The sequence below is a fragment of the Microbacterium sp. HD4P20 genome, from assembly GCF_019449275.2.
GTDB lineage: Bacteria > Actinomycetota > Actinomycetes > Actinomycetales > Microbacteriaceae > Microbacterium.
Map to the genome: position 1 here is coordinate 181,404 of NZ_JAHZQZ020000022.1, position 12,797 is coordinate 194,200.

The window sequence follows — 12,797 nt, forward strand, 5'->3', positions numbered from 1 at the left end:
CGGGCAGCCGCAGCGTTTCGCCAAGAAGCAGGCTTCCCACCGAAGGAGACGAACACATGACCGCCAAGGCGACGACTTCCGCCACATTCGAGCAGGACGTGATCCAGGCCGACGGGCCGGTGCTCGTCGACTTCTGGGCCGAGTGGTGCGGCCCGTGCCGCATGGTCTCGCCGATCCTCGACCAGATCCAGGCCGAGCACCCCGACAAGATCACCGTGCTCAAGCTCAACGTCGACGAGAACCCCGACCTCGCCATGAAGTACCAGATCACGTCGATCCCGGCGATGAAGGTCTTCAACAAGGGCCAGGTCGAGACCACCATCATCGGCGCCAAGCCGAAGTTCGCCCTCGAGCAGGATCTCGCGACCTACATCGCGTAGTTCGTCCGCGTCGCCCCGGCCGTCGGACCCTCACCCGTGAGAGGTCCCGATCGCCGGGGCTTTCGCGTTACATGCCGGTTGCGGCATCCATTTTCTGAGGACTCCACGGATGCCGGCAGCCCGGCGAACCTCAGGACGCGTCGGCACGCACGATCGCGTCCCAACGGCGGTGCGTGTTCGCGTCGCCGAGCAGGCGCCAGACGGCCGGCGTGAGTGGCGGGTAGTCCAAGGCGATCTGGCGCAGCACTCGGTAATGACGTGACGCGTTCGGGCGTGAACCGCCGTTCTCGGCGATGTTCTCGGCGCGCAGCATGAACACCACGAGCTCGTCGACACTCGGCAGGTCTTCCATGAAGTCCCACGGGTCTTCACCGGCACGCAGTCGTTCCGTCACGAGCACCGACAACTCGTCCGCCGCCTCGGCGCGCAGCAGTTCGAGGCTGGCGCGGGGGCGCCTGGTCTGCTCGTCGTTCGCCACCAATCCAGGGTACGACTCTCGGGCGTGAGCGCGGGCCATCGCGCGCTCTACGCTGAAATCATGACCGACGAGCTCGCGCGCCGTGCTGTCGAGGCCGTGTGGCGAGCCGAGTCCGCGCGGATCGTCGCCGCCCTCACCCGTCACACCGGCGACTTCGCATGGGCGGAGGACCTCGCGCAGGAGGCGCTGCTCGAGGCAGTCGCGAGCTGGCCGAGCAGGGGCATCCCCGACAATCCCGGCGCATGGCTGATGTCGGTGGCCAAGCGGCGCGCGATCGACGGGTGGCGGCGGCGTGAACGCCTGGCTCAGCGCGAGCCGCTGTTCGTCACCGAGGCGCGCGATGCCGAGGGTTCCGACCCGGTTCCCGACCTTGCCGACCCTGACCGCATCGACGACGATGTGCTGCGGCTTGTCTTCGTGGCATGCCACCCGGTGCTCACACCGCACGCTCGGCTTGCACTCACGCTGCGCACCGTCGCGGGCATGACGACGGAGCAGATTGCGCGGGTCCTGTTGATGACGGTGGCCACCGTGCAGCAGCGGATCGTGCGGGCCAAACGCATTCTCACGGCCGCTGGGGTCCCGTTCGAGGTTCCCGACCGCGCCGAACGCGCGGAACGACTGTCGAGCGTGCTCCAGGTGATCTACCTGCTCTTCACCGAGGGCTATTCGGCCGCCGCGGGCGACTCTTCGGTGCGGCCGGAGATCGCAGGGGAAGCGCTGCGGCTGGCCAGGCAGTTGGACGCACTCATGCCCGGCGAGCCCGAGGTGGGATCGCTCATCGCCCTCATGGAGTTCCAGTCGTCGCGATTGTCTGCGCGCCGCGGAACCGATGGACTTCCGCTGACCCTGGAGCAGCAGGACAGGGCCCGATGGGATCGCGCCGCTATCGCGCGGGGCCAGGAGGCGCTGCGAGCTGCCGAGGGTCTGGCACGCGGCCTTGGGTACTACGGCCTGCAGGCGGCGATCGCCGAATGCCATGCAAGGGCACCCACGTTCGACGAGACGGACTGGCGCAGGATCCTCGCCCTGTACGACGCTCTCGAGTCGCTGGCGCCCTCGGCGGTGGTGCGACTGAATCGCGCAGTAGCCGTCTCTATGGTGGATGGCCCCGCCGCGGGACTATCCGTGGTGGATGAACTCGAGGCGGAGCTCACAGGCTTCCGGCCGTGGATGGCGGTGCGGGCGGAGTTGCTCGAACGGGTCGGGGAGGCGGATGCCGCGGCGTCGGCGTACCTCGCGGCCGCCGATCTGCCCGGCAACGGCGCGGAAGCCGAGCTGTTGCGGCGTCGTGCGGCCGGACTTCGTGCGTCGCTGGATGCGGGTTCGGTCTACACGGAGCCGTAGCCGGTCTCGCCGATCTCCTCGAGGATGCGGTTGAGGTCCTGGATGGTGGCGAAATCGATGTTGATCTGGCCTTTACGCGCGGTGAGCGAGATGCGGACCCGTGTGTTCAGGCGGTCGCCGAGCCTCTCGGCCACTTCGTCGAGGTGGGCTCGACGAGAGCCGGCTTGTGGCTTGGCGGCGCGAATGCCGGAGGCATCCGGAATCTTCGCCGCCGCTTCGGCGGCACGCACCGAGAGATCCTCGTTCACGATCTTGTCGGCAAGACGCTGCATCGCGTTGGCGTCCTCGAGTGACAGGATCGCTCGCGCGTGCCCGGCGCTGAGAACCCCGGCGGCGACCCGCTGCTGCACCGGCACCGGAAGCTTGAGCAGGCGGATGGTGTTGCTGATCTGGGGACGTGAACGGCCGATCCGAGTCGCCAGCTCCTCCTGCGTGATTCCGAAGTCTTCGAGCAGCTGCTGGTACGCCGATGCCTCTTCGAGCGGGTTGAGCTCCGAGCGGTGGAGGTTCTCGAGCAGTGCGTCGCGGAGCAGGTGCTCGTCGGCGGTGTCTCGCACGATCGCGGGGATGGAGGCCAGCCCGGCCTCGCGCGCCGCCCGAGTGCGCCGCTCACCCATGATGAGCTCGTACTTGCCGTCGTCGTTCATTCGCACGACGACCGGCTGCAAGACCCCGAACTCTCGCACGCTGTGCACGAGCTCGGCGAAGTGGTGCTGGTCGAAGTGGGTTCTGGGCTGGCGCGGATTCGGCACGATCGCGTGCGGGTCGATGTGTGCCAGGTGCGCCCCGGGCACCGCGACGAGGTTCTCTTCGGGGTCGGCCGGCTCGGCCTCGGCCGGCGGAGCTTCATCCACCGCGACAGCGCGGGGGAAGAAGACGTCGGAGGGGCGGTCGTCGACCTGCTCGTTCGTCGGAATCAACGCGCCGATTCCACGGCCCAGTCCGGTGCGCTTCGCTGCCATCAGATGCCTCTTTCGTTCGAGGCGCTGTCGCGCCGGATCATCTCAACAGCCGCTTCGCGGTATGCGATGGCTCCGGCCGACTGTCCATCGTAGGCCAGAACGGATTGACCGAAACTCGGCGCCTCAGAAACACGGACAGATCGCGGGATGATCGTCTGGAGCACCTCTCTGGGGAAGTGCTCACGGACCTCATCAGCTACCTGCTGCGCGAGACGAGTGCGACCGTCGTACATCGTGAGCATGATCGTGGAGAGCTGCAGTCGCGGATTCAGGTGCTTCTGGATCATTCGCACCGTGCCAAGCAGCTGGCTCAGGCCCTCGAGTGCGTAGTACTCGCATTGAATCGGAATCAGCAGCTCGGTCGCCGCGGTGAAGGCGTTGATCGTCAACAGTCCAAGCGATGGCGGGCAATCGATCAGAATGAAGTCGAGCTGTTCTTCGAGGCTCGCGAGGTAGTCGTCGACCGCGACACGAAGCCGGTGCTCGCGTGCGACCTGCGAGACCAGTTCGATCTCGGCGCCCGCAAGGTGGATGGTGCTGGGTGCGCACAGCAGGTTCGGTGATTCCGGACTGACTTGGATGATGTCGGCGAGCGGAAACTCATCGATGAGCACGTCGTAAACGCTCGGGATATCGGAGGTGTGCGGGACGCCGAGCGCCGTCGAGGCATTTCCCTGGGGATCCAGATCGATGACGAGGACGCGAGCGCCGCGTTCGGCAAGAGCGGCAGCAAGGTTCACGGTGGTCGTGGTCTTGCCCACGCCACCCTTCTGATTCGACACGGTCAGCACCCGTGTGCGGCCGGTGAGTTGCACCTCGGCCGCATCGAGCGCCTTGCGGCGCGCCGTGAGGTCCGCGAGTTCCCGGGCGATCGGGGAGTCCTCGGCCTCAGCCGTCGTAGGGGCTTCCACCGTGGTGGCGCCGTCGTGCTGCGCGATGGGGGCTTCCTCTTCCTCGTTCTCGGATTCAGCGGTGCCGTCGGCTGCGTCCTCGGGCTCGGGTGTCGGCTCTGCGCCGGGTGCGGGTGCGGGCTGCGCCTCTTCACCGGGTGAAGGCTCGGCCTGAGCGGGGTCGTCGGGCTCCGGCCGGGTGTCATCGACATTCGGGTCGGGCAGGTCGTTCGAATCCAGATCGGCAGGGTTTTCTCGCTGAGCAGTCCGCTCCTCCGCGGCCTCGCCCTGTAGGGCTTCGGCACGGTCGTCGGCGATGATTACGGAAGCCTCCGGCCCCGAGGATATCGGCTGGTCGTCGGGGGACAGTGATGCCTGAACCTCGGTCTCGGCGGGTTGTTTCACGTGAAACTCTCCCCCTTGTGCGAGCCGCTCAACATCGCCTTCCACCCTATCCCGCCTTCCTCCCATCCCTAGCCGTCGGAGCCAGCTGCTCATGCGTTCCTTACTGTTCGGGCGGACCTCCGCGACCTCCAGTCAACAGTGCCTGGTCCCTCCGACAGCGCCAACCCGCCGCCCTCCAGCGAACCGCCGTGCGCCCACGCCACCCGCCGGCCCGAGTGGCGAGGAACGAGCGTGCGGACACCTCCACTCAGGACCCTGCCCAACCTTCCGACGCCCCCTCATCCCCGCCGGTCGAGGAGCGAAGAACGAGCGCATCGAGAACCGCGCACTCGACTGTCCCGTGAGCTCACGGCGGAGATCGCGACACGGCATCGGTCTCCAGTTTCACGTGAAACATTGGGCCTCCGCGCACGCTGGGGTCGTCCTCAAGCGTCGCGTGCGCGTTGCATTGGGAGCGTCACGTTCTCGTTTCACGTGAAACACTCGACCTCCGCGCGCACGCTGGGGTCGTCCTCAAGCGTCGCGTACGCGTCGCATTGGAAGCGCCACGCTCTCGTTTCACGTGAAACATCCATCGTCGAGGCCGCCACCGTTCGCCGCACAGAGCCGACGCGTACAACATGGCGACCACGCGACAGGGAACGTGTGCTGGTCCTGGGTGGGAGCGTGTCAACGCGGAAGCCCAACACCTTCAAGCCACTGTCGATTCTTCCGTCGCGCACTTGCCTGTCCCGTGCCCGCGATGGGTGGGGTCTAGGCGCGCAGAGTCGTCGGTTCTGTGCGAGCGCCGGTCCGCTGGGCGCGCGCGTCGCCACCAAGACGCGGCCCTGCTACGTCGCCGTCCTCACGCACGCTCACTGAACTGCTTCCTGCTGAGGGTCGGCAGTTGCTCCGGAGTTCCGCTAACGAACGCGAGCCGCTTCGCGCGGCCCCATCGCTGTACTTGTTCTTCACGCAGGTAGGCGTCGTCGATGCGGGCGAAGGTCTCGACATAGACGAGTCGGGCGGGGCGACGAGTTTGCGTGTGCTCGGCGCCTTCTCCGTCGTGGTGCTGTGCGAGACGGCGTCCGAGATTCCGGGTGCTTCCCACAGAGAACGAGCGATCGGCGCATTCGAGAATGCACATGCAGTTCATCGTCCGATCCTGTGCCCTGCGAGTGTGCCGCTTCGTCGGGTACGAGCGAGCCTGGAAACGGGCATGGGCCGATGAGTGGGGAGGAGCGGCGCCCGTTGCGCACGAGGGCCACTGACTGCCCGTCCCCCGCTCGGCAGCGGGCGGTGCCGACCACTGTGCCGTCACGCGACGGATCTCGATATGCTCACCCCTCGCTGCTCGATCAGCGGGATAGGGAGGTGGGCCGGCCTCACCGAACAACGCAGGGCCAGCACCGTCTACTCGACTTCCGACGGAGCGCCGCCAGACCGGATCTCGTCGCGCTCCTTCGCGCGCCTCGTTCGGCGTGCTCGAAAGATTGGTTCCCAGGTCGGGCCGTCGGCACACCATCGTGGGTTTCACGTGAAAGATCCCCCAACAATCCTTGCCGACCAGGCGAGGCACCCGCACGATCCGGCCGCCGGCAGCTGGACCTCGATGGAGCAGCTGCCCCTCGCTCGTCGTTGGGCCCAAAGACCGTCGCCCGAGCATGGGCGATCGTGCCCTCTCCAATGGGTTTCACGTGAAACATCGATGCGACGCTACGCCGGGAACGTCTCGGGTGGGCAACACCCAACAGGCACGAACCGCAGCCGCCGGCCTGCCACGCGCGCGCCGGTTCGGGAAACGAGTCCTGTCGACGCTCAGCGCACGGTGGCGCGGATCACTCGCGATGGCTCGTCGAGGAGGTCGGCGCCCACCACTTCGACGCGAGCGTTCGTCACCTTGAACTTGCGCAGCTGCTTCTCCGCAGCGTCGATCTCGTTCGTCGCGGCGGCGCCCTTGAGAAGGATCAGCTCACCGCCGTCGCGTACCAGGGGAGCGGTGATCGGGACGAGCGTGCGCAGCGCGCTGACGGCACGCGCAGTCACCGCGTCGAGGGAGGGTCCACGCTTCCAATCCTCCGCACGAGCACGCACGACCTCCACGTTCGACAGGGCAAGTGCATCAACTTGCTCGGCGAGCCACGCCACACGCCGTTCCATCGGCTCGATCAGCACCCACTCGACGTCCGGGCGGGCGATCGCCAGCACGAGACCCGGCAGACCGGCACCCGATCCGACATCTCCGACACGGCCCGAGAACAGCGGGGCGATGACCGCGCTGTTCAGGATGTGTCGCGACCACAACCGCGGCGGCTCCAGCGGGCCGATCAGGCCACGCTCCTCGCCGTGACGACCCAAGGCATCGGCGAACTGCCGTGCCAGGTGTATACGGTCGCCGAAGACTGTGCCGGCGGCGTCGGGTTCCTGCTCGATCTCCGTCATGAATGTTTCACGTGAAACGCGTCAGGCGCGACGGATCACGGTGTGGCGGTCAGCGCCGTCACCGTACGACTCCGACACGAATCCACGTTCGGCGACGATGTCATGGACGAGCTTTCGCTCGTAGCTGGACATCGCGGGGAGGGAGGCCTGAGAAGCACCGTCCTCGAGCCGATCGATGGCACGTCCGACAAGCTGTTCCAGCTGACGCTGACGTGTGTCGCGTGAACCGCCGACATCGAGGATCAAGCGTGAGAATCGACCCGTGCGGTTCTGCACCGCGATTCGGGTCAGCTCCTGCAGCGCCTGCACCGTGTCGGGATCAGCGATGAGCGACACCGACCCGCCTTCGGGGGCCTGCACCGAGACGTAGGCACGCCCGGCACGCACGTCGAGGTCGAGGTCACCATCGATGTCTGCGATGTCGAGCAGGCCTTCGATGAAGTCGGCCGCCACGTCGCCTTCCTCTTCGAGCTGCTCAGCGGTGGCGGGTGCGCGGTCGACGGAAGTATCGACGGAGTAGTCGGGTGACGTGCTCATGGAGTCATCCTCGGGGTGTGAGAAGGGAGGGGAATTCAGGATGCCGAACCAGAGGCGCCGGGGGACCCGGTCGCTCCGTCCTTGGGCGCCGACCCACCGGGCTTCGGTGTCTGCTTCTGCGCCTGCTTCTTCGCGCGCTGCTTGCCGACCGGCTGCTGGCGCTTGGGAGCCGCGGCCCGCGCACGCTCGGCCTCCTCGAGAAGGCGCTGCTGCTCGGCCTGGTACTTCTCCATCGGCACGACCTTGCCCTGCGCGTCGATCGCCTTGCCCTTACGCGCCAGGCGCTCTTCGCGTGCCTTCGCGGCATCCGAACCGGGGGTCGGCATCTCACGGATCACCAGGAACTGCTGCCCCATGGTCCACAGGTTCGACACGAACCAGTAGATGACCACACCGAGCGGGAAGAAGACACCCGAGAAGACGAAGGCGAACGGCAAGACGTAGAGCATGATCTTCTGCATCTGGTACGCCTGGCCGGTCTTGGCCTCGGGGGAGAGGTTCTTCGAAATGATCTGCAGCTGGGTGAAGAACTGCGACGCGATCATCAGCACGACCAGCGTCAGCAGGATCACGATCGCCGCCGTGTTGCCCGTCTCGAACGCCTGGATGAGCGTCTCGTGCAGCGACGCGACACCGAAGAGCTTGGCGTTGTAGAACTCCGCCGTCAGCTCGGCGCTGAGGAGCCCGACGCCACCGATTCCGTCGTCGTAGTGCCGCGTGACGTCGTTCAACACACTGAACAGCGCGAAGAACACCGGCATCTGAACCAGGAGTGGCAGACAGCTCGACACCGGCGTGGTGCCGTGCTTCTTGTACAGCGCCATCGTCTCGCGGCTCATCGCCTCACGCGAGAGCTGGTCCTTCTTGCCGCGGTACTTCTCTTGAACTTTCCGCAGTTCAGGAGCGATTTCCATCATCTTCCGCTGGCTCTTGATCTGCCGCACGAAGAGCGGGATCATCGCCGAACGCACGACGATCACGAGGCCGACGATCGCAAGCACCCACGTGATGCCATCGGCAGGTGGCATGCCGATCGCGGTGAACAGCCAGTGCCAGAAGACGAGGACGGCCTCGACCAGCCACTTCAACGGCCACAGGATGGTTCCGATGAGATCGAATCCACCCGCCGGTGGCGGCGTCGGGGAGGGGGTGGAGGCCAGCAAGAGATCCATGCGGCGGATCAGTCCTTTCCGGTGGGGGCGGGCACGACGAAACCGTGGCGGGTCAGCGCGTGCCGGAAGTTCTTGTGCGCGGGGACGTCATCCACGCCGCCGGCGGCCCAGGGGTGGCAGCGGGCGATGCGGCGCGCCGTAAGCGCCGACCCGATGACGGCACCATGCTGCTGGACCGCGCCGACGGCGTAGGCCGAGCACGACGGGTAGTACTTGCACACGTCGCCGTAGGTGTGGGAGATCGTCGCACGGTAGCCGTGGAGAAGAGCGAGCGCAGCATTGCGGGGGAGAAGCGGGATGCTGCGCAGCACACCGGATGCCTCGAACCTGGCATCGCCGAGGGCATAGGCCGGGAGGACGCTCATGCTGCTCTCCGTTCGAGACACCGTGACACTTCGTCCCGCAGGTCTGCGAACGAGGCCGTGGCAGCGCTCGGAAGCGCACGGATGACGACCTCGTTGCCGTCAGCCACGGACGACAGGGACTCCGCGCACACGGCCTTGAGCCGTCGGCGGATCGTGTTGCGCACCACAGCGCCTCCCACCTGACGACTCACGATGAAACCGAACCGCGCCGGACCCGAGGTCTCGACGCGGTTCACGTAGGTGATGGTGTGCGCTCCGGCGCAACGACGTCCCCGACGGACGACGGCCTTGTATTCCGTCCCGCGGGTGAGTCGATTCGGCCTCGCGAGCACCGCTCGGGTCAGGCCGAGAGCTCGGTGCGCCCCTTGGAGCGACGAGCCGAGAGGATGGCGCGGCCGGCGCGGGTGCGCATGCGGGCGCGGAAACCGTGCTTCTTGGCGCGGCGGCGGTTATTGGGCTGGAAGGTGCGCTTGGTCATGGGATTTCTTCCGATCAGGTGTCACCGGGACGCTCGAGACCGGGGACGCTCTTACAAAGGGACTGCCGCGAAGGCACAAGTCAACCGATTAAGGCTACGTCGAGTCGCCCGATAACTCAAACCGAGTCAGGAACGTGTCATTATGCCCCCAATCGCGAACTCGGCGTGGCAGTGACACGCGGGCCGGTCCTACAGTGGAGTTTGCTCGCGCGACGCCCGCTGACTAGCGTGGCTCCGGCAGTTATCCACAGGCCAGGTCACGGCGATTCCGCGGCACCCGGTGGAATCATCAACAACCCGGGGGGGCCATGTCACCGCACGAAGTCCCAGACGTCCCAGTCTGGTCAGCCGTGCTCGAAGAACTCGTGAACGACGAGCGGATCACCCCGCAGCTTCACGGATTCCTCAGCCTCGCCGTTCCACAGGGCGTCATGGGAGGCACCCTCTATCTGGATGTGCCGAACGACCTGACGGCCGCGCAGTTCACCAAGCGCATGCGGGCACCCATCATGGAGGCCCTTTCCCGGGTCGAGCAGGATGGGCAGAATCCGGCGTCCACCTTCCGCGTGGTCGTGAACCCCGACCTCGCCGATGCGCATCTGAGTGCTCCCATCTCGATCCAGTCCGGCGCACTCTCCGGCGGCCACCCCGCTCCGGCCTCCGGGTCGGTCGGACGCCCGCCGCTGGACGCGCCGGCTGAGCCCGCATCCGTCTCGCGAAGCGATACCCGCCTCAACCCCAAGTACACATTCGACAACTTCGTCATCGGCCAGTCCAACCGCTTCGCACATGCCGCCGCGGTAGCGGTGGCAGAGGCTCCTGCAAAGGCGTACAACCCGCTGTTCATCTACGGCGACTCCGGTCTGGGCAAGACACACCTTCTGCACGCCATCGGCGACTACGCCATCAGTCTCTACGCGGGCATCAAGGTGCGGTACGTGTCCAGCGAGGAGTTCACGAACGACTTCATCAACTCGATCGCCAACAACCGCGGTTCGGCATTCCAGGCGCGGTATCGGGATGTCGACATCCTGCTGATCGACGACATCCAGTTCCTGCAGGGCCGCGCCGAGACGCAAGAGGCGTTCTTCCACACGTTCAATCAGCTGCACGACCACGACAAGCAGGTCGTGATCACGAGCGACGTGCCGCCCAAACACCTCACCGGCTTCGAGGACCGCATGCGCAGCCGGTTCGAGTGGGGCCTCATCACCGATGTGCAGGCGCCCGACCTCGAGACCCGCATCGCGATCCTGCGCAAGAAGGCGCAGTCCGAGCGGCTGCACATCCCCGATGAGGTGCTCGAGTACATCGCAACGGTGGTCTCGAGCAACATCCGAGAGCTCGAGGGTGCGCTCATCCGTGTCTCGGCCTTCGCCAGCCTGAACCGCTCGACGCTCGACATGTCGCTGGCCCAGACGGTGCTGCGCGACATCGTCGATCAAGATGACGCCAACGTCATCTCGCCGACCGACATCATCACGGCGACCGCCGCATACTTCAAGCTGACAGTCGACGACCTGTACGGTTCGAGCCGGTCGCAGTCGGTCGCCACGGCGCGACAGATCGCGATGTATCTCTGCCGTGAGCGGACGAGTCTGTCGCTGCCCAAGATCGGCCAGCTGTTCGGAAACCGCGATCACACCACGGTGATGTACGCCTATAAGAAGATCAGCGACCTAATGAAAGAGCGCCGCTCGATCTACAACCAGGTCTCCGAGATCACCACGCAGCTCGGCCGTAACGGCCGCTGACCGGACCCCGCGGCATATGCCGCAAGAAGTCCTTGACACCAGTGACCGACGGGGCCATCATTCGCGTTCTGCACAGTGTGGAAAACCTGTGGATAACTCCTCGCGGCTGCGGAAACTGCTGTGAAGATCTGTCGACGCCCTGTGGATGGATTCCGGATGCCGCGGCCCACGGCATCCGCCATTCGACGTCCATCCGCAGCCGCTCCACAACTCACACGGATGTGGTTTCGGTGTGCGGATTGGGATCGGCGGAGTTGTCCACAGTTTCCACAGCCGTTAACACCATGACAAAACTCTTTCTCATTGAAACCGTTCGATCACCTTTACGTGGACAGAGCGGGCGGAGCCGAGCCTTCCCAGGACCGGGACTGGCAATCCGCAGAGGTGCCACTAGCATGAGAACCCCGAGCCCGCAGCCTGCGGGTCCGCTGCAGAGGGAGCGTTCGTGAAGTTCCACGTCAATCGCGATGTGTTCAGCGAAGCCGTATCGTTCGTCGTCAAGCTCCTCCCGCAGCGCAACCCGCAGCCGATCCTCGCCGGCGTGCTGATCGAGGCATCCGCCGATGGCCTGTCCCTGGCGGCGTTCGACTACGAAGCATCGGCGCGCACCACGATCGAGGCGACCGTCGACGAGCCCGGCACGATCCTCGTGCACGGCCGACTCCTGTCCGACATCGCCAGCCGGCTTCCGAACGCACCGGTCGAGATCGCGGTCGATGAAGACAACGGCATCCTCCTCACCTGCGGTTCTGCACGATTCACGCTCGCATCCATGCCGGTGCAGGAGTATCCCGCGATCCCAGAGGTCTCAGGCGACTCGGGTCTTGTGCCCGGCGAGGACTTCGCCACGGCGATCGCGCAGGTCGCGTTCGCCGCATCGCGCGACGACGTCACTCCGGTGCTCACGGGCGTTCAGCTCGAAGTGTCGGGCACGAGCCTCAGCCTCGTCGCGACCGACCGCTACCGGGTGGCCTTGCGAGAGATCCCGTGGGACGGCGGCGGCACCGCTTCGGACGAGTCCACCACCGCGCTCGTGCCGGCCCGCACCCTGACCGAGGTCGGCAAGACGTTCGCCCACGGCGGCGACATCTCGATCGCCTTCTCGGGTACCGGCGATCGCGAGATCATCGCGTTCACGGCGGGCAACAAGACCGTCACGTCGCTGCTGATCAAGGGCAACTTCCCGCCCGTGCGACGACTGTTCCCCGAGCAGACCGAGCACCACGCGGTCGTGAACACCGCCGATCTCGCCGAGGCGGTGCGGCGCGTGTCTCTCGTGCTCGACCGTTCGGCGCCGCTGCGGTTCACCTTCACCACGGATGCCGTGTCGATGGATGCCTCGGGCACCGAGCAGGCACGGGCGACCGAGTCGGTCGACGCGAACCTCGTCGGCGAGGACGTCACGCTGGGCCTGAACCCGCAGTATCTGCTCGAGTCGCTCGGCGCGGTCAAGAGCGAGTTCGTCCGCATCACGTTCACCTCGAGCGAGAACGCCAACAAGCTGAGCCCCGTGCTGATCACCCCGCAGACCTCGGTCGACCGGGCCGAGGAGTCGTTCCGCTACCTGCTGCAGCCGAACCTGCTGCTCAGGTAGCCGCGGCGCGGTCG

The 12,797-nt window shown here is 66.2% G+C and carries 14 protein-coding genes; 4 read left to right on the forward strand and 10 right to left on the reverse strand.

Annotated elements, in window-relative coordinates:
• Positions 1–56 precede the first annotated feature (56 nt).
• Complete coding sequence (gene trxA / locus K0817_RS17325) at positions 57–380, forward strand: thioredoxin (protein ID WP_219982931.1); 324 nt, start codon at positions 57–59, stop codon at positions 378–380.
• Between the two features lie 130 nt (positions 381–510).
• Here the strand turns inward: trxA and K0817_RS17330 are convergent, their stop codons facing one another.
• The gene (locus K0817_RS17330; protein WP_374209560.1) at positions 511–858 is read right to left on the reverse strand and encodes a tryptophan synthase subunit alpha; all 348 of its coding nucleotides are present in this window, start codon (positions 856–858) and stop codon (positions 511–513) included.
• A gap of 60 nt (positions 859–918) precedes the next feature.
• Here K0817_RS17330 and K0817_RS17335 point away from each other — a divergent pair, with 60 nt between their 5' ends.
• Complete coding sequence (locus tag K0817_RS17335) at positions 919–2,205, forward strand: RNA polymerase sigma factor (RefSeq protein WP_219982932.1); 1,287 nt, start codon at positions 919–921, stop codon at positions 2,203–2,205.
• Here the strand turns inward: K0817_RS17335 and K0817_RS17340 are convergent.
• The 9 genes from K0817_RS17340 to rpmH all read right to left on the reverse strand — a co-directional run bounded on the left by K0817_RS17340 (position 2,190) and on the right by rpmH (position 9,435).
• Positions 2,190–3,167: a ParB/RepB/Spo0J family partition protein gene (locus K0817_RS17340; protein ID WP_219982933.1), complete on the reverse strand. Its 978-nt coding sequence runs from the start codon at positions 3,165–3,167 to the stop codon at positions 2,190–2,192. The genes K0817_RS17335 and K0817_RS17340 overlap by 16 nt on opposite strands.
• On the reverse strand, positions 3,167–4,078 hold the full coding sequence (locus K0817_RS17345; RefSeq protein WP_308211917.1) for a ParA family protein: 912 nt from the start codon (positions 4,076–4,078) through the stop codon (positions 3,167–3,169). Before K0817_RS17345 ends, K0817_RS17340 begins: the two co-directional genes overlap by 1 nt.
• 1,228 nt (positions 4,079–5,306) lie before the next feature.
• A complete protein-coding gene (locus K0817_RS18800) occupies positions 5,307–6,107 on the reverse strand; it encodes a GIY-YIG nuclease family protein (RefSeq protein ID WP_374209561.1) in 801 nt (266 codons plus the stop codon).
• Between the two features lie 152 nt (positions 6,108–6,259).
• Positions 6,260–6,883 carry a 16S rRNA (guanine(527)-N(7))-methyltransferase RsmG gene (gene rsmG, locus K0817_RS17350; RefSeq protein WP_219982935.1) on the reverse strand — a complete coding sequence of 208 codons (624 nt, stop codon included), beginning with the start codon at positions 6,881–6,883 and terminating at the stop codon, positions 6,260–6,262.
• 21 nt (positions 6,884–6,904) lie between these two features.
• Positions 6,905–7,420, reverse strand: coding sequence for a R3H domain-containing nucleic acid-binding protein (locus K0817_RS17355; RefSeq protein WP_219982936.1), 516 nt, complete (start codon positions 7,418–7,420; stop codon positions 6,905–6,907).
• A gap of 35 nt (positions 7,421–7,455) precedes the next feature.
• Positions 7,456–8,592 (reverse strand): membrane protein insertase YidC, encoded by a 1,137-nt coding sequence (gene yidC / locus K0817_RS17360; RefSeq protein WP_219982937.1) that lies wholly within the window; start codon positions 8,590–8,592, stop codon positions 7,456–7,458.
• Positions 8,593–8,600: 8 nt separating this feature from the next.
• Positions 8,601–8,957: a membrane protein insertion efficiency factor YidD gene (gene yidD, locus K0817_RS17365; protein ID WP_219982938.1), complete on the reverse strand. Its 357-nt coding sequence runs from the start codon at positions 8,955–8,957 to the stop codon at positions 8,601–8,603.
• Positions 8,954–9,289: a ribonuclease P protein component gene (rnpA, locus tag K0817_RS17370; protein ID WP_219982939.1), complete on the reverse strand. Its 336-nt coding sequence runs from the start codon at positions 9,287–9,289 to the stop codon at positions 8,954–8,956. The genes yidD and rnpA overlap by 4 nt, the downstream gene beginning before the upstream one ends.
• An 8-nt stretch (positions 9,290–9,297) precedes the next feature.
• The gene (gene rpmH / locus K0817_RS17375) at positions 9,298–9,435 is read right to left on the reverse strand and encodes a 50S ribosomal protein L34 (RefSeq protein ID WP_219982940.1); all 138 of its coding nucleotides are present in this window, start codon (positions 9,433–9,435) and stop codon (positions 9,298–9,300) included.
• A 308-nt stretch (positions 9,436–9,743) separates the two neighbouring features.
• Here rpmH and dnaA point away from each other — a divergent pair, with 308 nt between their 5' ends.
• Both dnaA and dnaN read left to right on the forward strand, forming a co-directional pair.
• Positions 9,744–11,189, forward strand: a complete 1,446-nt coding sequence (gene dnaA, locus K0817_RS17380) for a chromosomal replication initiator protein DnaA (protein WP_219982941.1) — start codon at positions 9,744–9,746, stop codon at positions 11,187–11,189.
• Positions 11,190–11,634: 445 nt separating this feature from the next.
• The gene (gene dnaN / locus K0817_RS17385; protein WP_219982942.1) at positions 11,635–12,783 is read left to right on the forward strand and encodes a DNA polymerase III subunit beta; all 1,149 of its coding nucleotides are present in this window, start codon (positions 11,635–11,637) and stop codon (positions 12,781–12,783) included.
• The last annotated feature ends 14 nt before the right edge of the window (positions 12,784–12,797 follow it).